We start from the raw sequence: 21,972 nt of genomic DNA, 5'->3' as shown, positions 1-21,972 counted from the left end.
ATATAACCCCAAGCAATCTGGTTACTGTCTATAACGTGAAGACGACATTCGCCGAAAATTTGCATAGAGAACACGCAAATTTTACCTTGACTTGAATAATCACCAGTGAAAGTGACCACTCAAATCTACTTCTATCACATACCCAAATTTTTAAAGAACAGTTCTGGCGCAAAGACCAGAAATCAATACCCTCACACATCACAGGATGCGCAAGCAGCACTCATTTCTGAGCTTTCAGCGATTTTCGAGTTAATGGTGGAGCCAAGCGGGATCGAACCGCTGACCTCCTGCGTGCAAAGCAGGCGCTCTCCCAGCTGAGCTATGGCCCCATCTACAGATCGGCCACATCCCATGACAATTGGTGGGTCTGGGCAGATTCGAACTGCCGACCTCACCCTTATCAGGGGTGCGCTCTAACCAACTGAGCTACAGACCCAATCGTCTCTCTCGGGTCGAAACCCAATCGCTTTTCGCTAGTGAATCAAGCAATTCGTGTGGGAGCTTATGAAGAAGCTGAAGTCTTCGATTAAGGAGGTGATCCAGCCGCAGGTTCCCCTACGGCTACCTTGTTACGACTTCACCCCAGTCATGAATCACTCCGTGGTAACCGTCCCCCCGAAGGTTAGACTAGCTACTTCTGGAGCAACCCACTCCCATGGTGTGACGGGCGGTGTGTACAAGGCCCGGGAACGTATTCACCGTGACATTCTGATTCACGATTACTAGCGATTCCGACTTCACGCAGTCGAGTTGCAGACTGCGATCCGGACTACGATCGGTTTTATGGGATTAGCTCCACCTCGCGGCTTGGCAACCCTTTGTACCGACCATTGTAGCACGTGTGTAGCCCAGGCCGTAAGGGCCATGATGACTTGACGTCATCCCCACCTTCCTCCGGTTTGTCACCGGCAGTCTCCTTAGAGTGCCCACCTTAACGTGCTGGTAACTAAGGACAAGGGTTGCGCTCGTTACGGGACTTAACCCAACATCTCACGACACGAGCTGACGACAGCCATGCAGCACCTGTGTCAGAGTTCCCGAAGGCACCAATCCATCTCTGGAAAGTTCTCTGCATGTCAAGGCCTGGTAAGGTTCTTCGCGTTGCTTCGAATTAAACCACATGCTCCACCGCTTGTGCGGGCCCCCGTCAATTCATTTGAGTTTTAACCTTGCGGCCGTACTCCCCAGGCGGTCGACTTAATGCGTTAGCTGCGCCACTAAGATCTCAAGGATCCCAACGGCTAGTCGACATCGTTTACGGCGTGGACTACCAGGGTATCTAATCCTGTTTGCTCCCCACGCTTTCGCACCTCAGTGTCAGTATTAGCCCAGGTGGTCGCCTTCGCCACTGGTGTTCCTTCCTATATCTACGCATTTCACCGCTACACAGGAAATTCCACCACCCTCTGCCATACTCTAGCTTGCCAGTTTTGGATGCAGTTCCCAGGTTGAGCCCGGGGCTTTCACATTCAACTTAACAAACCACCTACGCGCGCTTTACGCCCAGTAATTCCGATTAACGCTTGCACCCTTCGTATTACCGCGGCTGCTGGCACGAAGTTAGCCGGTGCTTATTCTGTCGGTAACGTCAAAACACTAACGTATTAGGTTAATGCCCTTCCTCCCAACTTAAAGTGCTTTACAATCCGAAGACCTTCTTCACACACGCGGCATGGCTGGATCAGGCTTTCGCCCATTGTCCAATATTCCCCACTGCTGCCTCCCGTAGGAGTCTGGACCGTGTCTCAGTTCCAGTGTGACTGATCATCCTCTCAGACCAGTTACGGATCGTCGCCTTGGTGAGCCGTTACCTCACCAACTAGCTAATCCGACCTAGGCTCATCTGATAGCGCAAGGCCCGAAGGTCCCCTGCTTTCTCCCGTAGGACGTATGCGGTATTAGCGTTCCTTTCGAAACGTTGTCCCCCACTATCAGGCAGATTCCTAGGCATTACTCACCCGTCCGCCGCTGAATCAGAGAGCAAGCTCTCTTCATCCGCTCGACTTGCATGTGTTAGGCCTGCCGCCAGCGTTCAATCTGAGCCATGATCAAACTCTTCAGTTCAATACTGCTTGGGTTTTGAGAAAACCCTAAACTTGGCTCAGCAATCGCAAATCTCTTTACAAGTAAAGAGTAACTCTCGAATAAACGAGTGTTGCTTTGTGATGCTGATAATCTATCTGACCATCAGTCTTACATTCACAAGCACCCACACGAATTGCTTGATTCAGTTGTTAAAGAGCGTTTCGATCAAGCCTTTCGTCTCAACCGAGGCCGCGCATTCTACAGCAGCCTTGTTACCTGTCAAGCTGTTTTTGAAGAAGTTTTTCTTTCTTCTCAACCGCTTGCGCTTCAGATCAACCTGCGTCTCTCGTCAGCGGGAGGCGAATCATACAGCGTTCAAAACCGCTGTCAACCACCTCTTTCAACCGCTTCCGATCAACCCGACCGAAGCCGCTAACAGGATTCAACCACCACCCTGCCAGCCCGGCGCATTCTATCTGAATCCGCCATCCGTGCAACCCTTTTATTTCGCTAACCTTTTGATTTACAAGAGGTTTTGCTTAAGGACTGCGCCGGAAGTGGTGCGCATTATAGGAGCCTGAAAATCAACGTCAACCGTTTATTTCAGTTTTATTCACCCCTGCCTTTTCGGCTGCGCACTGAAGCGAGAGTCTTAGTCACCGCTGGAACACGCAGGAAAAACAGCGCCATTGCAATACCCGCATAGAGAAACCAACGGGCCGCGTCCGCTCGAACGACCCAGAGCATATGCAGTAACGCAAGAATGACAATGAGATAAACCAACCTATGCACTTTCTTCCAGCGCTTACCAAGCCGACGCATGCTCCACCGGGATGATGTCATCGCCAAGACGGTCAGTCCGACAAACCCTAGTCCACCGACCAGAACATAGAGGCGGTCGCGCAATTCCTCGCCCAAACGAGAGAACTCGCCACCCAATAAGAAGCATAGATAACCACTCAGGTGCAGCAGTGCATAGGTGAAACACCACAGTCCGAGCTGACGTCGGACGGCGAGCCAGCCACCCCATCCAGTCAGCCGTTGCATCGGAGTCATCGAAAGCGTCAGAAGCAGCAAAACCAGCGCACCCTCACCGAGATTATCGACCAGCACCTTGCCTGGGTCAGGACCAAGCGCGAACTGCCAGCCCAGATACAGCCAATACAACGGCAAGCTCGCGGCGCAGGCGAAAACCGCCGGCCGCCACACGGGGTAGCGCATCAATAGTCCTTACTGAGATCCATCGAGCTATATAACCCCGCGACTTGCTCCGCGTAGCCGTTGAACAGCTGGGTGTCCCGGAGGTTTGTGCTGAACAGGCTTCCTGGGAGCCGGCGCTCACGAGCTTGCGACCATCGCGGATGCGAAACCTTCGGGTTAACGTTGGCGTAGAACCCATATTCCTGCGGCGCCATCGACTGCCAGGTCGTAATCGGCTGCTCGCGTACGAAGCTGATGCGTACAATCGACTTGATGCTCTTGAAGCCGTACTTCCAAGGGACCACCAGCCTCAGCGGCGCCCCATTCTGGTTAGGTAGCGTACGGCCATACATCCCGACTGCAAGCAACGTTAGCGGATGCATGGCCTCATCCATTCGCAACCCTTCGACATAGGGCCAATCGATCAGCCCAAACCCGGAGCGGGTTCCGCGCATTTCCTCCGACCGGTACGCCGTTTCGAAACGAATGAACTTCGCAGAGGAATGCGGTTGGGCCTTGCGAATCAGATCAGCCAAAGGAAATCCCAGCCACGGAATGACCATTGACCAAGCTTCAACACAGCGAAGCCGATAGATGCGTTCCTCGAGTCGGCTTTCCGAGCACAGCTCCTCAAGAGAGTAACGCCCAGGCTGATCGATCTCACCGTCGATCAACACCGACCAAGGCTCCACTTTCAAAGTCGAAGCATGACGCGCCGGATCACCCTTGTTGGGGCCAAATTCGTAGAAGTTGTTGTACTTGGAAGCGTCCGCAAATGGCGTGATGGCTTCGCCGTCTGCGGTCATGGCTTGCCAACGGGCGCTGGCGAGCTTGTCGGTAAACCATTTCGGCGCTGGCGCCGATGTAACGCCAGGATAACGCTCGGAAGCTTTAGCGAGAGCTGGCAATCCGACGGCAGCCCCCGAAAGCATCACTCCACCAAGAATCTGCCGACGGCTCAAGTAAGCAGCCTCGGTCGTTACCTCTGACTCACGACACTCGCCGGAAGCGGGAATCTTGATCAGCATGGGTTGCTCCGCGTATTGACTCCGATGGAGCAATACGCGCAGCCGAGCTGAAAATCAACCCTCGACACGCTTGCGGCGGCGCAACTGCATCAGGTACTGCACAGGACCGGACGCCGCATACGCCAGGAAGATCAACAGCAGAATGCGGGGCGGATCACTGAATACGACAGCGAACACGAGCACTACTATCAGGATAGCGACGAAAGGTACGCGCCCTTTCAAATCGAGATCCTTGAAGCTGTAGTACTTGATATTGCTGACCATCAACAAACCTGCGGCCGCGACCATCAGCGCGAACAGCATGACCAATATGAGCGGCAGATCGACTCCGCGAATACCAACCTCATCCAGTGCCCAGACAGCCCAGACCCAGCCGGCGACTACTCCCGCCGCAGCCGGGCTAGCCAGACCAATGAACCAGCGCTTGTCCACCTTACCGATCTGCGTATTGAAACGCGCCAGACGCAGAGCGGCGCAAGCGACATATATGAAGGCGACGGTGAGACCAACATTACCCAGTTCGGACAATGCCCACTCGTACGCCAGCACTGCGGGGGCCAGACCAAAGGCAACCATGTCCGACAGCGAATCGTACTCGGCACCGAATGCGCTTTGGGTATTGGTGAGACGAGCCACGCGCCCATCCAGACTATCGAGCACCATGGCGACAAACACCGTGGCGGCGGCGACGTAGAAGTTGCCGTTAATCGCGGTGATGATCGAAAAAAAACCAGCAAAAAGGTTGGCGGTGGTGAACAGGTTGGGCAGCAGATAGATGCCACGATGACGGACCTTGCGCCCATCAGGCTCTTGGGTCTCCTCGACATGCTCGTCGATCGGCAGAATGCTTTCTGGCTCGACTGGCTTGTTCGGCTCTTCGGGTTGTCCACTCATGCGCATTCACCTTCTACAACAGGTTACGGATAGATTTCGACCAGTCCTGGAGACTTGGGGTTCAGCCTGGCCAAAGCCGGGTTTTATACCAGAAGCCTGGCAGGCCGAACGAAAAAACGCGGCCGAAGCCGCGTTTTCTCGAGCGGTAGAACGATCAGTTCTTGCTCTTGTCGACGATCTTGTTCGCCGCGATCCAAGGCATCATTGCACGCAGCTTCTCGCCGACCACTTCGATACCGTGCGCCGCGTTGTTGCGACGGTAGGCAGTCATGGACGGATAGTTGGCAGCGCCCTCGGTGATGAACATCTTGGCGTACTCGCCGTCCTGAATGCGCTTCAGGGCATTACGCATGGCGGCGCGGGACTCGGCGTTGATCACCTCAGGGCCGGTCACGTACTCGCCGTACTCGGCGTTGTTGGAGATCGAGTAGTTCATGTTGGCGATGCCGCCTTCGAACATCAGATCGACGATCAACTTCAGCTCGTGCAGGCACTCGAAGTAGGCCATTTCCGGCGCGTAGCCAGCTTCGACCAGAGTTTCGAAGCCGGCCTTGACCAGCTCGACGCAACCGCCACAGAGAACAGCCTGCTCGCCGAACAGGTCGGTTTCGGTTTCGTCCTTGAAGGTGGTCTCGATGATGCCGGTACGGCCACCGCCGACACCACAGGCGTAGGACAGCGCGACGTTGCGGGCATTGCCGGAAGCGTCCTGGTAGATCGCGATCAGGTCAGGGATGCCGCCGCCCTTGACGAACTCGGAACGCACAGTGTGGCCCGGCGCCTTGGGAGCAATCATGATCACGTCCAGATCGGCACGGGGCACGACCTGGTTGTAATGGATCGAGAAGCCGTGGGCGAAGGCCAGAGTAGCGCCCTGCTTCAGGTTCGGCTCGATTTCGTCCTTGTACAGGCGGCCCTGGAACTCGTCCGGGGTCAGGATCATCACCAGGTCGGCAGCAGCAACAGCGGCCGGCACGTCGCTGACCTTCAGGCCATGGGCCTCGGCCTTGGCAATGGACGACGAGCCCGGGCGCAGGCCGACGGTGACGTCGACGCCGGAATCCTTCAGGTTGCACGCGTGCGCGTGGCCCTGGGAGCCGTAACCGATGATGGCGACCTTCTTGCCCTGAATGATGGAGAGGTCGCAGTCTTTATCGTAAGAAACCTTCATGAATTACCCCTGTTGCCGGCCTCGTGGGCCATTCGATAAAACGTTACTGACTGGAGAGACGACGCGTCCGCCAGCCGTTAGATACTCAGCACCTTGTCACCGCGGGAAATCCCGGTGACGCCACTGCGCACAACCTCCAGGATCGAAGCAGTGCCAACGGCCTGGATGAAACTGTCCAGCTTGTCACTGGTTCCGGCCAACTGAATCGTATAAACGCTGGTGGTCACGTCGACGATCTGCCCGCGGAAGATATCGGTGGTGCGCTTGACCTCGGCGCGCTGGGCACCGGTGGCCTTGACCTTGATCAGCATCAGTTCACGCTCGATATGGGCGCTTTCCGACAGGTCGACCAGCTTGACCACCTCAACCAGCTTGTTGAGGTTTTTGGTGATCTGCTCGATCACCTCCTCGTGGCCTACCGTGGTTAGCGTTAGACGCGACAGGGTCGGGTCTTCGGTCGGCGCCACGGTGAGGCTTTCGATGTTGTAGTTGCGTTGCGAAAACAGGCCGACCACACGAGACAGCGCACCCGGTTCGTTTTCCATCAGCAGGGAAATGATATGTCTCATGATCAGGTCCGCTCCGTCTTGCTCAGCCACATGTCGCGCATCGCACCGTCTTTGATCTGCATCGGATAGACGTGCTCAGCGGTATCGACCGCGATATCCAGGAAGACCAGGCGATCCTTCATGGCGAACGCCTCTTCCATCATCGGCTTGAGGTCCTTGAGGTCGGTGATGCGCATTCCCACGTGACCATAAGCCTCGGCCAGCTTGACGAAGTCTGGCAGCGACTCCATGTAGGAGTGCGAATAGCGGCTGTTGTACACCATGTCCTGCCACTGGCGAACCATTCCCAGCGCACCGTTGTTGAGGTTGATGATCTTCACCGGCAGGTCGTACTGCAGGCAGGTGGACAGCTCCTGGATGTTCATCTGGATGCTGCCCTCACCCGTCACCACCGCGACATCGGCTTCGGGGAAGTTCAGTTTCACGCCCATGGCTGCAGGCAGACCAAAGCCCATGGTGCCGAGGCCGCCCGAGTTGAGCCAACGGTTGGGCTTGTCGAACTTGTAGTACTGGCAGGCGAACATCTGGTGTTGACCGACGTCCGAGGCTACATAGGCGTCGCCCTTGGTCACTTCGCAAAGCACCTCGATGGCGGCCTGAGGCTTGATGATCGAACCATCGCCCTTGTCATAGGGGAACAGGCCGCGGTTGCCGCGCCACTCGTCGATCTGTTTCCACCAGCTGGCGACCGTCTCGGCATTCGGCGTCTGACCGATTTCCTTGACGATGGCGACCATCTCTGTCAGCACACTGTCGACCGGACCGACGATCGGAATGTCGGCCTTGATGGTCTTGGAGATCGACGCCGGGTCGATGTCGATATGGATGATCTTGGCGTTCGGGCAGAATTTCGCCGCACCATTGATGACGCGGTCATCGAAGCGCGCACCGACCGCCAGGATCACGTCGGAATGGTGCATGGCCAGGTTGGCGGTGTAGCTGCCGTGCATGCCGAGCATGCCGACGAACTGGCGGTCACCGCCCGGATAGCAACCCAGGCCCATCAGGGTGTTGGTCACCGGCAGGTTGAGCATCTTCGCCAGCTCGGTCAGTTGCGCCGAGGCCTTGCCTAGGATCACGCCGCCACCGGCGTAGATGATGGGCCGCTTGGCTCCCAGCAGCAGTTCCGCCGCTTTGCGAATCTGGCCCGAATGTCCACGCACGGCCGGGCTGTACGAACGCAGCTTGGCCTTCTTCGGATAGACGTACTCGAACTTCTCGGCGGGGTTGGTCATGTCCTTCGGAATGTCGATGACAACCGGCCCTGGACGCCCGGATTCGGCGAGATAGAACGCCTTTTTCATCACTTCGGGGATTTCCGAAGGATGCTTGATCATGAAGCTGTGCTTCACAATGGGCCGGGAGATACCGATCATGTCGGTTTCCTGGAAGGCATCGGTGCCGACCATGGTGCTGGGCACCTGACCGGAGATGACCACCATCGGGATCGAGTCCATGAAGGCGGTGGCGATACCGGTGATGGCGTTGGTCGCCCCAGGACCGGAGGTCACCAGCACCACGCCGGCCTTGCCGGTCGCGCGCGCATAGCCATCGGCCATGTGCGTGGCGGCCTGCTCGTGACGAACCAGGATGTGTTCGATGGCCTTTTCCTTGAAAAGCGCATCGTAGATATGCAGAACGGCACCGCCCGGGTACCCGTAGATGTACTTAACGCCTTCGTCACGCAGGGAGCGGACGACCATTTCAGCGCCGGATAAGAGTTCCACGTTGTTCACCTCTGAAACGCCAGATAGCGATTCCAAGTCGGAGCCGCCAGAAATAGGTTTACTGCCAGCAGGGCATGAGCGACGGTGGTCGCCGACTACGTCAGCCACTGACTGAGCCAGTATTGGAAGAGACCCTGGTGTCGCGGGCTCTCCACCCAGCGCGAGGTAACGCGTTGCGGGTGATGCAGGTCGGCGCGGGTAGCACCTCATGTCTGTCTAGACTGAGCCGGTATCGCTTGCGGCGAGGCGACTCAGGACAGCAAGCCTCGAATTGTTCGGATTCAGCACCAGCAAGTCAAGCTCGCCGTTGTGTTTGGGCAGCGTTGAGCTGTGACAGGGTGCAGAAGCGGCGCTCTGGCTTTTGGGTATAGTGACTGCCGGTTTCCGATTTCAATGAAGGTAACGACATGCGATTCATGTTTCTTGCGGGCGGCTTGGTACTGGCGCTTTGCGGCAACGTCATGGCCGCCCAGGTATACAAGTGGGTAGACGCCCAGGGGGTCACGCACTTCGGCGCGCAACCGCCGCAAGGGCAGCAGGTGGAAACCGTCAACACCGTTACCGCGCCGGCAAAATCGACCACGATGCCAGCCCCCGTCGTCGAGGACGAAACCGAGGTCGACCAGCAGAGCATCGATCGCAAGGTGAAGCGCCAGGTCGCTGAGCAAGAGACCGAACGCAAGCGCTATTGCGAGACGATGCGCACCAACCTCGCGCAACTGCAGAACAATCCGCGGGTACGTGTCGAAGAGAAGGGTGAAACCCGGAGAATCACCGAAGAGGAACGGCAGGCAAAGATCGCAGAAACACGCAGCAAGATCGACGAAAACTGCAACTGATTCCGGGTTCCAGGCATTGCGCTAGCGGCGCGCTAAGCCGCTCAGCGCGAAGGCGCCTCGATCAAAGCATCGAAAGCACGCAGCGCCTCGAGCAGACTGACTACCCGCGCCTCCCGATAGACCAGCTCTGCCATCGCACAGATGCCCGACGCCTGCGGCAGAGGACGATCTGCCTCGACAATCGCCTTCATCCGCGGCAGGAATATCCACTGCAGCCATTGCTCGAAGCGCAGCGTATCCACGCAAAACGGCTCGACGCTGGCCAGAGCCTCCGGCACCGGCGGCTCGACGCTCCACATGTCAAGCGTGCGCAGCTCGCGCTCGATCAAAAGCAGCTGCTGCGCGACTGCCGGAAGGCGCGAATCCATCACAGATTGACCTTGGCTCGCTCACGAGCCTGCGCGGCACCGGCACTGTCGCCCCGCCGCTCACGTGCCTGCGCAATCAACTCCCAGAGGCTGGCCTGCAGCGCCGGGCGCCCGCTGGCATAGCTCAATGCGCGGCGCGACAGCTGCTCCGCCTGAGTGGCATCCCCCTGCGACAACCGGACCTGGGCCAGACGATAAAGGACCTGCGGCTCGCGCGGCGCAATACGCTGCGCACGTTCGAGACTGGAAGCCGCACCATTCAGGTCACCACCGCCCTGCTGCTGTTGAGCCGTAGTCAACAGCGCGAGCACCGGACCATCCAGCTGCTCGTCGGCGGCCAGGCCGCTGCTGCTGCTGCCGGAGGACGGGATACCGGTGGGCATGCTCGGTTGCTGCTGCGTGCTGGCCGGCGCCGAGATTGACGGTGCCGGCTGCCACGCAGGCTGATCTCCGCCTGTCGTTCCACTCGACCCGGCAAAGGGTGCATCTGGCGCGGCGAACGTCTCAAGCGGTGCAGAGCTGCCTTGCGGCACCATCACCACCACCCCAGAATCCTCCTGCTGCTGCCTTGGCGTCGCGACCGCGGCTGGCGCGCGGTATCCCTGGCGAGCCGCCACCTCCTCGGAAACGGGAGCGCCTGAGTCCACCACGGGGATCGAACCACGATCCACTGTCGCGCACCCCTGTACCAGCGTCACCGCTGCAACAACGGCCATCCACTGCTTGTTCACCAATTCAGACCTCTCAACGTAGAACCACGAAGCACGCGACCTCTGCGGCAGTTACTCCAACCAGCCACGCACCCAATCCATGACCGACTCCGCCGGCGCCTGAATGCCGCAGCCAGGTCCGGGGGCCGGTTCGCTGCCGCGAATATAGGGCATCTGCACCGCATCGGGGCAACGCTCATCCGTACCCAGGCCGCTTCGCGCGTCCACCCAGGCATATGTCACGTTGTCCGGCACTGGCATCTGCAAAGGCAGCGGATCGGCCCGCCGCATGAAATCGCTCCACACCTGCAGCGCGCCGGTCGCCCCAGTCAGCGAAGTTTTGCCATTGTCATCACGACCCAACCAGACCACTGCCAGCAGATCCTGGCTGAAGCCTGCGAACCAGCTGTCACGCGAGTCGTTTGTGGTACCGGTCTTGCCAGCGAGATTCAGCGACTGCGGCAGACGGTTGTAGGCAGAACGACCCGTTCCTTCGCGCATGGCACGCTGCATGGCGTACTGAGTCAGGTAGATGGCACCCGGATCGAAGCGCTGCTGAATCTGGAACGGATACCGCTTGAGTGGCTCACCGTCCGCGGTCAGCACGCTGCGAATGCCACGCAACGGAGTGTTGAAGCCACCGTTGGCCAGGGTCTGATACATATCGGCAACTTCGATCGGCCGCAAACCGCCCGCTCCGAGCAGCATCGACGGATACGCTGGCCACTGTGGCGATGCACCCAGCCGCTCAAGCGTCTTCAGTACATTCGGCACACCCAGGTCGAGCCCGAGCCGCGCCGTGGACAGGTTGTAGGAATTGGCGAGTGCCTGATACAGGTAAACCGTGCCATAAGCCTGACGCCCATAGTTCTGCGGCTTCCAGATCTGCCCATCGGCGCCCTTGACCGAGAAGGGCTCGTCTTCGAGCAGACTGGTCAGCGTGTACTGGCTGGGCTTTTCCAGCGCAGCCAGGTAGATGGCCGGCTTGATCAGCGAGCCGATCGGCCGTGACGCATCGAGCGCGCGATTGAACCCCGCGAAACCCGGCTGGCGACTACCGAGCAGGGCCTGAATTTCACCGGTCTCAGGATTGGTCACGATCATTGCGCCTTCGACGCCCTCGGTGCTATTGCCGAGACGTTTGAGGGTTTCGCTCATGGCCTGCTCGGCCTTTAGCTGGATCACCGGATCGAAACTGGTGAAGACACGCAGACCTTCTTCGGTGAGGTCCTCGTCCCGATAGTCCTCACGCAGCTGACGCTTGACCAGGTCGAGGAAGGCCGGATAGGAGCTGTCGGCCATGCTGCCACGCTGGGTCACGCCCAACGGTGCCTGCTTGGCTTTTGCTATGTCCTCGGCGCTGACCGCCTGCTGCTCGGCGAGCAGGTCGAGAACCAGGTTGCGCCGCTCCAACGCCCGCTCGGGATTGCGTCGAGGGTTGTAGTAGGTAGGCCCTTTCACCATGCCGACCAGCAATGCCACCTGCGGCAACTTCAACTCGGCCAGCGGCTGGCCGAAGAAGTACTGGCTCGCCAGACCGAAGCCGTGAATAGCACGGCGACCGTCCTGACCGAGAAACACTTCGTTCAGGTAGGCTTCGAGAATGTCTTCCTTGTCGTAGTGTAGCTCCAGCAGCACCGCCATCATCGCCTCGGTGGCCTTACGGCTAAGGCTGCGCTCGTTGGTCAGGTAGAAGTTCTTCACCAGCTGCTGGGTCAGCGTACTGCCCCCTTGGCGAACCTGGCCTGCAGTCAGGTTGACCCAGACGGCGCGGGCAATGGACTTGGGCGATACACCGAAGTGATTGAAGAACTCCCGATCCTCCACGGCGACCAGCGTTTCCACCAGATAAGGCGGCACCTGATCGAGCTTGATCAGAATGCGATCCTCGTTGTGCGCGGGGTACAGCCCACCGATCAACACCGGCTCCAGCCGCGCTACCGGCAGCGAGCCGCCATTGGCAGCGCTGAGGCCGGCGACGAAATCACCAGAGAAGCGCACTCGCAACCGCTGCGACTGTTCGGCACCTTCGTAGAACTGGAAGCCGCGGGTGTGCAGTTCGATGTCATTACCAGCCACCGACGCGCCACCCGGACCGCTGACAGCCTTTTCGCGGCGATAGCCCAACGCATCCAGCTCGGCGAGAAAATCGGTCTTATCGAGCTTCTGCCCGACGAACAACTCCAGCGGTCGTGCATAGACCTTGGCCGGAATCGTCCAGCGTTTGCCGGAGAATTTCTCCTGCACCACGGCATCGAGATAAATGGCGAAACCGGCCAGGATCACCAAGCCGACAATGGACAGTTTGACCGCCCAGCCCAACCAGGGGCGAGCGCCAGCGGAGCGGCGTCTGGAGCGTGTACGGGGGGAGCGAGATTTAGTCATGGCGGCGCATTATACGCACTTTGCAGGCGCGGACCGACGGCCTCTCAGCGGTTTGCAGCGCAACGCACAGCGGCCATAATGCCTGCGACTTTTCGACTGTGTGGACTGCTTCGCAGTGGACTCGCACGCCCCGTTCAAGAACTTCAACAAGGAATGACCGTGAGCCAAGCACTGATCGCCGCCCTGCAGAATCCAGCCCTGTACCCGCATCCCAGCGAGGGCTTTCGGGTAATCGAGACCCACATTTCCTGGGTCATCCTCACCGGCACCTTTGCCTACAAGATCAAGAAGCCAGTGGACTTCGGCTTTCTCAACTTCACCGACCTCGCCTCGCGCAAGCATTTCTGCGAAGAAGAGTTACGGCTCAACCAGCGCATGGCGCCGGATCTGTATCTCGAAGTCGTTCCCATCAGCGGATCGCCGGATGCACCGGAGATCGATGGTACAGGCGAGCCCTTCGAATATGCGCTGAAGATGCGCGAGTTCCCACAAACCCAGCTACTGGCCGAACTGCAGGCGCGCGGCGAGTTGACGGACGCGCACATTGACGCCCTGGCCGAGCAGATCGCCCGCTTCCACCAGGGCACCCCGCAGGTGCCTGCCGGTCATGCACTGAGCAGTGCCGATGCGATCGTTGCGCCGATGCGGCAGAACTTCGAACAGATTCGCCCGTTGCTCAGCGAAGCCGAAGATCTCCGCCAGCTGGATGCGCTCGAGGAATGGACCGAAACCAGTATCGAGCGCCTGCGTCCGCTGCTCGACCAGCGCTGCCAGGAAGGTTTCGTCCGCGAATGTCACGGCGATCTTCACCTGGGCAATGCCACATTGATCGATGGCAAGGTGGTGCTGTTCGACTGCATCGAGTTCAACGAGCCGTTCCGCCTGATCGATGTGGCTTCGGACGCAGCCTTCCTGGCCATGGACCTCGAGGATCGTGGCCTGAAGTGCCAGGCGCGCAGGTTCATCAATGGCTGGCTGGAGCACACCGGCGACTACGCAGCGCTGGCGCTGCTGAATCTGTACAAGGCCTATCGCGCACTGGTCCGCGCCAAGGTCAGCCTGTTCCGTCTGTATCAGGAGCAGGACGCGGTGCAACGCAAGGTGATCGTACGGCAGTACCGCAGCTACGCGAATCTGGCCGAAAGCTACAGCGCCATTCCCTCGCGCTTCCTCGCCATCACCCACGGCGTGTCCGCCGTAGGCAAGAGCCACGTTGCGCTACGCCTGGTCGAGGCCCTTGGCGCGATACGCCTGCGCTCGGATATCGAACGCAAGCGCCTGCATGGCGAGCAGCCCGAAGCCCAGCAGGGCCACCTCGATGCCGGCATCTACAGCCAGCAGGCCAGCGATGAGACCTACAAGCGGCTGCACCAGCTGGCAACGACTGCGCTGCAGGCTGGCTTTTCCGTGGTGATCGACGCGGCATACCTGAAGCAGCAGCAGCGCCAGGATGCCTGGCAGGCGGCCGAGACCACTGGCGTGCCCTTCCTGATACTCGATTGCCAGGCGCCGGATGCGGTGATCGCGCAGTGGCTGGCGCAACGCCAGGCCGAGGGGCTTGATCCATCCGACGCGACCATGGAGGTAGTGCATGCTCAGCAGGCCAGCCGCGAGGCGCTGAACGAGAGCGAGCGACTGCATAGCCGTCGGGTCGACACCCAGGACGCCGGCAGCCTCGACGAGCTGGTCGCCAGCATCCGTCAGCACCTGCCCGGTCTCTGACCGCCAGGCACCGCCGCCAGCAGAGTGCGGCGGTGCTTCTATACTCCCGGTATTCCAATCGTGGAACACCGCTATGTCTGCCAGCGAATCACCCGCGCCAAAGCCGGCCAGTGACAGCATCCAGCTGTTCTCCAGCCGCTCCACCGACTACGCACGCTTCCGCCCGACCTACCCCGAGGCGCTGTTCAACTGGCTCGCCAGCCAATGCGCGGCCACCGACACCGCGCTCGACCTTGCGGCCGGCAACGGGCAAGCGAGCATCCCGCTGACACGACACTTCCATCGGGTCCTGGCCTGCGACGCGAGCGCCGAACAGCTCGCGGCTGGCGACACCTGGTTAAACGTGCAGCGTTTCGTCGCCGATGCGGAGCATCTGCCATTGCGCAGCGGACAGCTCGATCTGCTGGTAGTCGCACAAGCCCTGCACTGGTTCGCCACGTCGGCATTCTTCAATCAGGCGCGGCGCGCACTGAAGCCGAACGGCCTGTTCTGCGCCTGGTGCTACAGCCTGCTGGAGATATCGGCCGCAGTGGACGCGATCATCCACAGGCTCTACTACGAAACACTCGCCGGTTGCTGGCCAGCTGGTCGCAGCAGCGTCGATGCCGGTTACCGCGATATCCAGCCTCCCTTTCCACGTATCGAACCGCCGCCCTTCGCCCTCGAAGCGCACTGGGATCTCCGCGAACTGATGGGCTATCTGCGCACCTGGTCTGCCGTGAAGCAATGGCAGCAGCGGCATGGTCGCGACCCCATCACATCAATCGAGCCCCAATTGACGTCTGCATGGGGCCAGGCAGGTCAGCGGAGGCTTATCCGCTGGCCGCTACACTTTCTGACAAGCTTCCCCAACCGCTAGCACCGCAAGGACGCCGCCATGCACGACGAACTGCTTTCGCTCCGCAATCTCGGCAAGACCTCGGTGCAATGGCTGCATGCATCGGGAATCCACACCGCTGCGGACCTCCGACGATTGGGCGCGGTGAGCTCCTATCGCGCTGTGAAGGCACGCGGCTTCGGGGCCTCGAAGGTTCTGCTGTATGCCATCGAGGGGGCGTTGAGAGATGTCCCGTGGCAGCAGCTGCCGGTCCCGCTGAAGGAAGAGCTGAATCGGAATCTGGGCGCCGATCGCGACAACTAGAGCTAGCTCACAACCTCTGCTCGGCGAGATTTACTCAGGCCCTCGCCCGAGCCTATTGTGCGCCGACGTGACCCTGCCAATCGTCTGCCCGTTCGTTCAAGGATTACCGACATGTATTTACTCGGGGAGCAACCGGCCTACGCCGATCGCCTGATCAACCGCCTGCAAACCATCCCCACCCAATTGCTCGAAGGCTTGCTGCCCTCAGGCCCCAACCTTGAACTCAAGCACACCGACGATCTGTGCGCCGAGCTGCCGGCACAGCAACTTTTCATCATCGAGACCGGGCTACTGCATGCGCTGATCGACGGCAAGGCGCTGTTCTATCTGCAGGAGGGCGACCTGGTTGGATTGCGTCAGTCGGGCGACCTGCCAGAGTGCCGCTATTGCAGCGACGAACCCGTCAGCCTGATCCCCTACTCGCGCAACGCGGTGTTCCAGCACATCCACTCCGATGAGCACCGCCAGGAACTGTTCACCCAGTATCTGATTGGTCATACCGCCCTGCTCGGCGACGCCCTTGCGCGCCTGAAGCAACCGGAGATCCGCCCGGCTACCGGCTTCAAGCATTTCGCCGTCGGTGAAGAGCTGATCCGCCAAGGCGACGAGGCAGACAACGTGTTCATCATCATCGAAGGCCACGCCGAGGCGATCGTCGACGGCCAGAAGGTTGGCGACGTACAGAAGGACGAGATCTTCGGCGCCATGGCGGTCTTCACCCGCGAGCGACGCAGCGCAACGGTGGTCGCCAGTGAGGCCTGCACGGTCATGGTCATTCCCAAGGAGCAGTTCCTCGGACTGACACAGAGCAACCCCCGCATTGCTCACAGCCTCATTGAAAGCATGGCGCGGCGTATTGACCTGCTGAACAAGGAAGTCACTCATCTGCGGGTAAACGTTGCCGTTTGAGGCAGACCAGCCCAGAGAATATTTTTTTACGAAAGCCCGTTGACGCAGAAATGAGAATTGTTATTATTATCGCAACTGATCGCGAGGTCAGCCGATAGCTGAAGGCTCAGGCAGTCGATCCTTCAGGTTATCTCCTCATCAGGCTAATCACGGTTTTGACCCGGCTCTGCCGGGTCTTTTTTTGCCTGTAGAAAATGTCAGCCAGGTTGCTTGCCCGGTCGGCGCAGCTGTTCGCAATGATCCTGCTCCGGTTGCGCCGGGGTGTACCAGACATAGTCGGCCTGCGCAGCGGATACCGTCTCGCCCACTTCAGCAAGCATCAACACCGCGACTGACTTCCCTGACAGATCCTCGATATGCAACGGCACGCCCAGGTCTCGACGGACATGGAACGCGCCGGCCAGCAGCATGGCTGGCTCGGCTGCGGCGAGCGTTCGCTCGGCCATGCGTCGATCACGCTGCTGCTGCACCGCCAGCATCGCCGGCAGCTGGGAGGCCGGCAGCATCCCGCAGTGAGAGACCTCGATCTGCGCCAGCAATGCCTCGCTTACCGCCGCGGCCGCAGATTTGCGCCCCTGCAATGACGGTGCGGCACGATAGATCGACATGATTTCGCCGCGCCCGAGATTGGCATGCAGCAATGGGTAAGGCTGCGCGAGCGCATGTGAAACCAGGGCTCCGTACTGAGCCCAATCCCAGCCCCTCTGCCAGCCCAGTGCCTCAGGAAGATCGGCTGGCACTCGCCCCTCACGCACCTCGCGGCGCACCGCATCGACTAGCGCCTGCTGTTGGGGGTCGAGCATCTCCAGCAACAAGCTGCCCTGCGGACGTTCTTCAGCCAACGCCCGCAGCAACCAGAGCTGCAGCGCATGGTGATCCGGGTTGTCGTGCCGCTCGCCGACCAGTAGCCGATCCTGCGCCTGCAGCTCCGCTACCAGCTGCGCGGGCGTGAGTACCGCGTCACTGCGCAGATCGACGATCAGACCGAGCTCCGGATGCTCACGCCCTTCGGGACTTTGCCACTCAGTTAGCGACGGTAGCGAATGGCATGCCGTCAGCAAACCCAGCACAAGCAACACAAGAATGCGCACGATGAACCTCCTCAACGGGCAATGATCAGCGGGTGACCGAGTTCCGGATGCCGCTGCACCAACACATCCAGACCGAATACCGCTCGCAGCGGCTCGGCTTGCAGCACTTCATCGGGTGGCCCTGCCACGATTGGCCGACCATCCTTTAGCAGCAGTAACCGATCGCAATAGCGCGCAGCCAGATTCAGATCGTGCAGGATCACCAGAGCGGCGGCGCCTTGCGCGGCGAAGGCCCTGACCGCCTTTAAAATGCTGTGCTGGTGCGCAGGATCGAGCATCGACGTAGGCTCGTCGAGCATCAGCACCTGCCCTGTCTCGCCCGGCCACAGCTGCGCCAGCACCCGAGCGAGATGCACACGCTGACGCTCACCTCCAGACAGTTCGAGGTAGCTGCGCGTCGCAAGGTGCCGCGCGTCCGCCGCAGCCATCGCTGCTGCAACGAAGGCGGCATCGGCTCCGCGCCCGGTGCGATGAGGCAGGCGCCCCATGGCCACCACATCCGCCACGCGGAAGGCGAAGCTGAGCGTCGAACTCTGCGGCAACACGGCCAGGCAACGCGCGCGTTCCACATCCGCCCAGTCGCCGAGCGGCCGCCCTTGGAGCAAGACCTGCCCCCTGGAAGGCCTGAGCTCGCCGGATAACGTCGCCAGCAGCGTGCTCTTGCCCGCACCGTTCGGGCCGAGCACACCGAAAACCTGCCCCGGGCGCAGCTCGAGGGAAACATCCTGCAGCGCCGTTATCGCGCCACGGCGCACGGTCAGATCGCGGCCCACCAGCATCAGAGGCGCTCCCGCAACAGCAGATAAAGGAAGAAAGGTGCGCCGAGCAACGCAGTGACAATGCCGATCGGCAGCTCCGCCGGCGCTATCACCAGCCGCGCGGCGACATCGGCAAGCAGCAGCAAGCTGCCGCCAGCAAGTGCCGAAGCTGGTAGCAGCAAGCGGTGATCGGGGCCGACCAACAGGCGCATCAGGTGCGGAACCACCAATCCGATAAAGCCGATCAGACCGGTAGCAGCCACCGCTGCGCCGACACCCAGCGCCGTGCAGACCACCAGTTCACGCTTGATCCGCTCCACATCGAAACCGAGATGACGCGCTTCCGATTCGCCGAGCAACAACGCATTCAGGGCTTTCGCCCGCCGCGGCAGCCACAGTGCGACGGCGATGGTGATCAGCAGCAGCGGCCATAGCCGTGCATAACTGGCGCCGTTCAGACTGCCGAGATTCCAGAAGGTCAGCGAGCGCAACGTTCTGTCGTCGGCCAGATAGCTGAACAACCCAACCACCGCACCGGCCAGCGCGGTCAGCGCAATGCCGGCCAGCAGCATCGTGGCGACGTGGGTCTGCCCGTCGCGCCTGCCGAGTCGGTAAACCAGCAAGGTCACGCCCAGCCCGCCGACGAAGGCGAAGACCGACAGCAGGTAGGGCTCCAACCCCGCAGGCAACGCCGGAATGAATGTGCTACCGACTATGGCGATCGCCGCGCCCAACGCAGCACCGCTGGAAACCCCGACCAGCCCTGGATCGGCCAGCGGGTTGCGGAACAGCCCCTGCATCGCCACCCCGCAAAGCGCCAGTACTGCCCCGGCGGCGCAGCCCAGCAAGGTCCGCGGCAGGCGGATCTGCGCAAGAATCAGCTCGGCCTGCTCGAGCCCGGACGCTTCGATCGGCACGCCTACCAAGCGCAGCGCCGCAGCCAGACTGTCGCCCAGCGCCAGGCTCAGCGGTCCCAGTGCCAGCGACAACCAGATCGCGACCAGCAACAACAAGCCGAGTACGAAGAACAGAAAGCGCGCAGGAACCGGACTACCCATCGGATTGCTTTGCCAAGCGGTATGTGCGGCGAAGGATAAGAGCCCGCCGCCGCAGCCGCCAGCCCGGCAAAAATTATCCGACTGCACTTCCTCGCCGGCTGCGGGATAATTCCGGCTTATGGCGGAGGACCCGATGATCAGATTGTGCGCGACATCCGAGCTTCTCGAAGGGCAGAGCCGCGGCTTCACGGTCGGGGAGCTGAAAGTGATCGCCGTTCGCCGGGATGGCCGGACATACCTGTACGAGAACCGTTGCCCACACCGCGGCGTTCCGCTGGAGTGGCGTCCCGACCAGTTCCTCGACGACAGTGGCAGCCTGCTGCAATGCGCCACTCACGGCGCGCTGTTTCTCATCGAATCCGGTGAGTGCGTGGCCGGCCCCTGCGACGGCCAGACGCTGCGCCAGCTGGATGCAGTCGAGGGCAAGGACAGCATCTGGTTGCAAACTGATCGGCAGAGCGACAGTTGAGCACGGGCGCCGGGCGTCGGGCTTGGTTATCATGCCGCCACAGCTTTACCGTGAGATCGCCATGCTTCGCCTGCTGAGTCTGCTGCTCCTGCTATTCGTGCTTCCTGCCCACGCCGGCCTGTTCGACAACAAGCCCAGCGCCAGTTTTGGCGGTGCGCTGAACAACAGCAGCGATTTCCTGCCGGTACGCGAAGCCTTTCGACTGAGTCTCGTTGAAGCTACGCCTGAACAGATCACCCTGCGTTTCGTCGCAGCGGAGGGCTACTACCTCTACCGTCATCGTTTCGCCTTCAAGACCGACCAGTCAGGTGTCGTGATCGGTGAGCCGAAGCTGCCCGCCGGCGTGCCCAAGGTCGATGACTATTTCGGTGAGATCGAAGCCTATTACGGCATTGTCGATGTCGAGCTACCGCTGACGAACCCGGACAACCGCCCCTTCGTTCTGCAGGTCTCCTACCAGGGCTGTGCCGATAAAGGCCTGTGCTACCCCCCGGAAACCGAATCGCTCCCCATCGGCGACGTTGCCGGCGCCCCCAGCGGAGCGACCACCGAAGCGTCAGCCAGCCAGCAGGCCAGCGAACGCGACCTCTCCTGGCGCTCCATCGCGCTATTCTTCCTCGCCGGTCTGGGCCTGACCTTCACCCCCTGCGTCCTGCCAATGCTGCCGATTCTTACCGGCGTCGTGCTGCGCGACCAGCCCGGCGGAATGCGCAGCTTCCTGCTGTCGCTGGCCTACGTGCTGCCGATGGCTGGCGGCTTCGCTCTGCTCGGCGCGCTGATGGGCGTATTCGGCGCCGAGCTGAATCTGCAGGCGCGCCTGCAATCACCCTGGATTCTTGTACCCTTCGCATTATTCTTCGTCGCCTTCGCCCTGGCCATGTTCGGGCTGTTCGAGCTGCGCCTACCACAGGCACTCAGCAGTCGACTCGACCGTCTTGCCGGCAGCGCACGCGGCGGCTCGTTTACCGGAGCGGCGCTGCTCGGTGCCGTGTCCAGTCTGCTGGTATCGCCTTGTGTTTCCGCTCCGCTGGCCGGCGCACTGCTGTACATCAGTGCCAGCGGCGATGCGCTAGGCGGTGGCCTGAAGCTGTTCGCCCTGGGCCTGGGTATGGGCGCACCGCTGGTGCTGTTCGCCACCGGAGGTGGCGCGCTACTGCCCAAGAGCGGCCCATGGATGATCAGTGTGCGCAACGTATTCGGCGTACTGCTGCTTGCCGTCGCCGTCTGGATGCTCGAGCGCGTACTGCCCGGTCCGCTTGCTCTGGCGGCGTGGGGCCTGCTCGCGGCCGGCAGCGCCGTATTTCTCGGGACCCTGGAATTCACCAGCAAGACGCCCAGGCAGAAGCTCGCGCAGCTGATGGGACTGGTATTGCTGGTCTACGCGCTGGCCGCGTGGGTCGGGGCGCTACAGGGCGGCTCCGATCCACTTCGGCCGTTGCCAACCTCCGTAGCCGGATCAGCGCCGGGCAGCATGACCAGTGAAGGCTGGCACACCATTTCCACGCCGGCCGAGCTCGATACCCAACTGGCCGCCGCCCGCGCCGCCGGCCAACCGCTGATGCTCGACTGGTACGCCGACTGGTGCATCAGCTGCAAGGTGATCGAACGCGAGGTGTTCGCCAACCCACAGGTGGCACCGCGGCTGACCGACTATCGTCTGATCCGCTTCGACATCACCGAAAGCAACGCCGCCCAACGCAGCCTGCTGGACCGCTACAAACTGTTCGGCCCCCCGGCCATCCTGTTCTTCGATCGGCGTGGCAATGAGATGTCCGAAGTGCGCGTAGTCGGCGAGATAGACGCTCCCGGTTTCAGCGAGCGTCTGGATCGCGCGGCACCTCTGCTCTAGCTCACGTACGCATTTTCGCGGGATCGACCCACGACAAGCCGACGATCCTCTGCCCAATG

The 21,972-nt window shown here is 60.7% G+C and carries 20 protein-coding genes, 2 tRNA genes and 1 rRNA gene; 8 read left to right on the top strand and 15 right to left on the bottom strand.

Annotated elements, in window-relative coordinates; genetic code table 11:
* Nucleotides 1-253: 253 nt before the first annotated feature.
* The 3 genes from LW136_RS05000 to LW136_RS04990 form a co-directional block, all read right to left on the bottom strand.
* Nucleotides 254-329, bottom strand: a tRNA-Ala gene (locus LW136_RS05000).
* Between the two features lie 30 nt (nucleotides 330-359).
* Nucleotides 360-436: transfer RNA gene (locus tag LW136_RS04995), tRNA-Ile, on the bottom strand.
* A 91-nt stretch (nucleotides 437-527) separates the two neighbouring features.
* Nucleotides 528-2,064: ribosomal RNA gene (locus tag LW136_RS04990) — 16S ribosomal RNA — on the bottom strand.
* A 101-nt stretch (nucleotides 2,065-2,165) separates the two neighbouring features.
* Between LW136_RS04990 and LW136_RS04985 the strand changes: the two genes are divergently transcribed.
* Complete coding sequence (locus LW136_RS04985) at nucleotides 2,166-2,606, top strand: hypothetical protein (protein ID WP_042928852.1); 441 nt, start codon at nucleotides 2,166-2,168, stop codon at nucleotides 2,604-2,606.
* A 28-nt stretch (nucleotides 2,607-2,634) separates the two neighbouring features.
* Here the strand turns inward: LW136_RS04985 and msrQ are convergent, their stop codons facing one another.
* The 6 genes from msrQ to LW136_RS04955 all read right to left on the bottom strand — a co-directional run bounded on the left by msrQ (nucleotide 2,635) and on the right by LW136_RS04955 (nucleotide 8,614).
* Nucleotides 2,635-3,246, bottom strand: coding sequence for a protein-methionine-sulfoxide reductase heme-binding subunit MsrQ (msrQ, locus tag LW136_RS04980; RefSeq protein WP_042928851.1), 612 nt, complete (start codon nucleotides 3,244-3,246; stop codon nucleotides 2,635-2,637).
* On the bottom strand, nucleotides 3,246-4,253 hold the full coding sequence (gene msrP, locus LW136_RS04975; RefSeq protein ID WP_042928850.1) for a protein-methionine-sulfoxide reductase catalytic subunit MsrP: 1,008 nt from the start codon (nucleotides 4,251-4,253) through the stop codon (nucleotides 3,246-3,248). Before msrP ends, msrQ begins: the two co-directional genes overlap by 1 nt.
* Nucleotides 4,254-4,307: 54 nt before the next feature.
* A complete protein-coding gene (gene pssA / locus LW136_RS04970) occupies nucleotides 4,308-5,147 on the bottom strand; it encodes a CDP-diacylglycerol--serine O-phosphatidyltransferase (RefSeq protein WP_014819285.1) in 840 nt (279 codons plus the stop codon).
* Nucleotides 5,148-5,301: 154 nt separating this feature from the next.
* On the bottom strand, nucleotides 5,302-6,318 hold the full coding sequence (ilvC, locus tag LW136_RS04965; protein WP_003303406.1) for a ketol-acid reductoisomerase: 1,017 nt from the start codon (nucleotides 6,316-6,318) through the stop codon (nucleotides 5,302-5,304).
* 77 nt (nucleotides 6,319-6,395) lie between these two features.
* Complete coding sequence (ilvN, locus tag LW136_RS04960; RefSeq protein WP_003279875.1) at nucleotides 6,396-6,887, bottom strand: acetolactate synthase small subunit; 492 nt, start codon at nucleotides 6,885-6,887, stop codon at nucleotides 6,396-6,398.
* Nucleotides 6,888-6,889: 2 nt separating this feature from the next.
* A complete protein-coding gene (locus tag LW136_RS04955) occupies nucleotides 6,890-8,614 on the bottom strand; it encodes an acetolactate synthase 3 large subunit (RefSeq protein ID WP_031298394.1) in 1,725 nt (574 codons plus the stop codon).
* A gap of 407 nt (nucleotides 8,615-9,021) precedes the next feature.
* Here LW136_RS04955 and LW136_RS04950 point away from each other — a divergent pair, with 407 nt between their 5' ends.
* Nucleotides 9,022-9,453, top strand: a complete 432-nt coding sequence (locus LW136_RS04950) for a DUF4124 domain-containing protein (RefSeq protein WP_234174733.1) — start codon at nucleotides 9,022-9,024, stop codon at nucleotides 9,451-9,453.
* A 41-nt stretch (nucleotides 9,454-9,494) separates the two neighbouring features.
* On the opposite strand, the gene LW136_RS04945 is transcribed toward LW136_RS04950, so the two are convergent.
* From LW136_RS04945 to mrcB, 3 genes are all read right to left on the bottom strand, one after another.
* Nucleotides 9,495-9,821: a YqcC family protein gene (locus tag LW136_RS04945; protein ID WP_234174732.1), complete on the bottom strand. Its 327-nt coding sequence runs from the start codon at nucleotides 9,819-9,821 to the stop codon at nucleotides 9,495-9,497.
* A complete protein-coding gene (locus LW136_RS04940) occupies nucleotides 9,821-10,537 on the bottom strand; it encodes a tetratricopeptide repeat protein (protein WP_272878032.1) in 717 nt (238 codons plus the stop codon). Before LW136_RS04940 ends, LW136_RS04945 begins: the two co-directional genes overlap by 1 nt.
* Before the next feature lie 66 nt (nucleotides 10,538-10,603).
* Complete coding sequence (gene mrcB, locus LW136_RS04935) at nucleotides 10,604-12,916, bottom strand: penicillin-binding protein 1B (RefSeq protein ID WP_234174730.1); 2,313 nt, start codon at nucleotides 12,914-12,916, stop codon at nucleotides 10,604-10,606.
* Nucleotides 12,917-13,075: 159 nt separating this feature from the next.
* On the opposite strand from mrcB, the gene LW136_RS04930 reads away from it, so the two are divergent.
* From LW136_RS04930 to LW136_RS04915, 4 genes are all read left to right on the top strand, one after another.
* Nucleotides 13,076-14,638: a bifunctional aminoglycoside phosphotransferase/ATP-binding protein gene (locus LW136_RS04930; protein WP_031298073.1), complete on the top strand. Its 1,563-nt coding sequence runs from the start codon at nucleotides 13,076-13,078 to the stop codon at nucleotides 14,636-14,638.
* Between the two features lie 73 nt (nucleotides 14,639-14,711).
* Nucleotides 14,712-15,497, top strand: coding sequence for a class I SAM-dependent methyltransferase (locus tag LW136_RS04925; RefSeq protein ID WP_234174729.1), 786 nt, complete (start codon nucleotides 14,712-14,714; stop codon nucleotides 15,495-15,497).
* 18 nt (nucleotides 15,498-15,515) lie between these two features.
* Nucleotides 15,516-15,779, top strand: a complete 264-nt coding sequence (locus LW136_RS04920; protein WP_125859628.1) for a TfoX/Sxy family protein — start codon at nucleotides 15,516-15,518, stop codon at nucleotides 15,777-15,779.
* A gap of 111 nt (nucleotides 15,780-15,890) precedes the next feature.
* Nucleotides 15,891-16,688 carry a Crp/Fnr family transcriptional regulator gene (locus LW136_RS04915; RefSeq protein WP_234174728.1) on the top strand — a complete coding sequence of 266 codons (798 nt, stop codon included), beginning with the start codon at nucleotides 15,891-15,893 and terminating at the stop codon, nucleotides 16,686-16,688.
* Between the two features lie 197 nt (nucleotides 16,689-16,885).
* Here the strand turns inward: LW136_RS04915 and LW136_RS04910 are convergent, their stop codons facing one another.
* The 3 genes from LW136_RS04910 to LW136_RS04900 are packed head-to-tail and all read right to left on the bottom strand — an operon-like array spanning nucleotide 16,886 to nucleotide 19,595.
* Complete coding sequence (locus LW136_RS04910; RefSeq protein ID WP_234174727.1) at nucleotides 16,886-17,779, bottom strand: ChaN family lipoprotein; 894 nt, start codon at nucleotides 17,777-17,779, stop codon at nucleotides 16,886-16,888.
* A gap of 11 nt (nucleotides 17,780-17,790) precedes the next feature.
* Entirely contained in the window at nucleotides 17,791-18,558 is a 768-nt protein-coding gene (locus tag LW136_RS04905; RefSeq protein ID WP_045666873.1) for a heme ABC transporter ATP-binding protein, read from the bottom strand.
* Nucleotides 18,558-19,595 (bottom strand): FecCD family ABC transporter permease, encoded by a 1,038-nt coding sequence (locus LW136_RS04900; RefSeq protein WP_256449924.1) that lies wholly within the window; start codon nucleotides 19,593-19,595, stop codon nucleotides 18,558-18,560. The genes LW136_RS04905 and LW136_RS04900 overlap by 1 nt, the downstream gene beginning before the upstream one ends.
* Nucleotides 19,596-19,728: 133 nt before the next feature.
* On the opposite strand from LW136_RS04900, the gene LW136_RS04895 reads away from it, so the two are divergent.
* Entirely contained in the window at nucleotides 19,729-20,064 is a 336-nt protein-coding gene (locus tag LW136_RS04895; RefSeq protein WP_234174726.1) for a Rieske (2Fe-2S) protein, read from the top strand.
* A 31-nt stretch (nucleotides 20,065-20,095) separates the two neighbouring features.
* Nucleotides 20,096-21,913 (top strand): protein-disulfide reductase DsbD, encoded by a 1,818-nt coding sequence (locus LW136_RS04890; protein WP_234174725.1) that lies wholly within the window; start codon nucleotides 20,096-20,098, stop codon nucleotides 21,911-21,913.
* Nucleotides 21,914-21,972: the final 59 nt, after the last annotated feature.

The sequence above is a fragment of the Stutzerimonas kunmingensis genome (genome assembly GCF_021432085.1).
Lineage (GTDB): Bacteria > Pseudomonadota > Gammaproteobacteria > Pseudomonadales > Pseudomonadaceae > Stutzerimonas.
This window is presented reverse-complemented; position numbering and strand designations above follow the sequence as displayed.

Coding starts and splice junctions, on each gene's coding strand:
- LW136_RS04985 (WP_042928852.1), top strand. CDS start 2,166: ATGCTGATAATCTATCTGACCATCAGTCTTACATTCACAAGCACCCAC.
- msrQ (WP_042928851.1), bottom strand. CDS start 3,246: ATGCGCTACCCCGTGTGGCGGCCGGCGGTTTTCGCCTGCGCCGCGAGC.
- msrP (WP_042928850.1), bottom strand. CDS start 4,253: ATGCTGATCAAGATTCCCGCTTCCGGCGAGTGTCGTGAGTCAGAGGTA.
- pssA (WP_014819285.1), bottom strand. CDS start 5,147: ATGAGTGGACAACCCGAAGAGCCGAACAAGCCAGTCGAGCCAGAAAGC.
- ilvC (WP_003303406.1), bottom strand. CDS start 6,318: ATGAAGGTTTCTTACGATAAAGACTGCGACCTCTCCATCATTCAGGGC.
- ilvN (WP_003279875.1), bottom strand. CDS start 6,887: ATGAGACATATCATTTCCCTGCTGATGGAAAACGAACCGGGTGCGCTG.
- LW136_RS04950 (WP_234174733.1), top strand. CDS start 9,022: ATGCGATTCATGTTTCTTGCGGGCGGCTTGGTACTGGCGCTTTGCGGC.
- LW136_RS04945 (WP_234174732.1), bottom strand. CDS start 9,821: ATGGATTCGCGCCTTCCGGCAGTCGCGCAGCAGCTGCTTTTGATCGAG.
- LW136_RS04940 (WP_272878032.1), bottom strand. CDS start 10,537: ATGGCCGTTGTTGCAGCGGTGACGCTGGTACAGGGGTGCGCGACAGTG.
- mrcB (WP_234174730.1), bottom strand. CDS start 12,916: ATGACTAAATCTCGCTCCCCCCGTACACGCTCCAGACGCCGCTCCGCT.
- LW136_RS04925 (WP_234174729.1), top strand. CDS start 14,712: ATGTCTGCCAGCGAATCACCCGCGCCAAAGCCGGCCAGTGACAGCATC.
- LW136_RS04920 (WP_125859628.1), top strand. CDS start 15,516: ATGCACGACGAACTGCTTTCGCTCCGCAATCTCGGCAAGACCTCGGTG.
- LW136_RS04915 (WP_234174728.1), top strand. CDS start 15,891: ATGTATTTACTCGGGGAGCAACCGGCCTACGCCGATCGCCTGATCAAC.
- LW136_RS04905 (WP_045666873.1), bottom strand. CDS start 18,558: ATGCTGGTGGGCCGCGATCTGACCGTGCGCCGTGGCGCGATAACGGCG.
- LW136_RS04900 (WP_256449924.1), bottom strand. CDS start 19,595: ATGGGTAGTCCGGTTCCTGCGCGCTTTCTGTTCTTCGTACTCGGCTTG.
- LW136_RS04895 (WP_234174726.1), top strand. CDS start 19,729: ATGATCAGATTGTGCGCGACATCCGAGCTTCTCGAAGGGCAGAGCCGC.
- LW136_RS04890 (WP_234174725.1), top strand. CDS start 20,096: ATGCCGCCACAGCTTTACCGTGAGATCGCCATGCTTCGCCTGCTGAGT.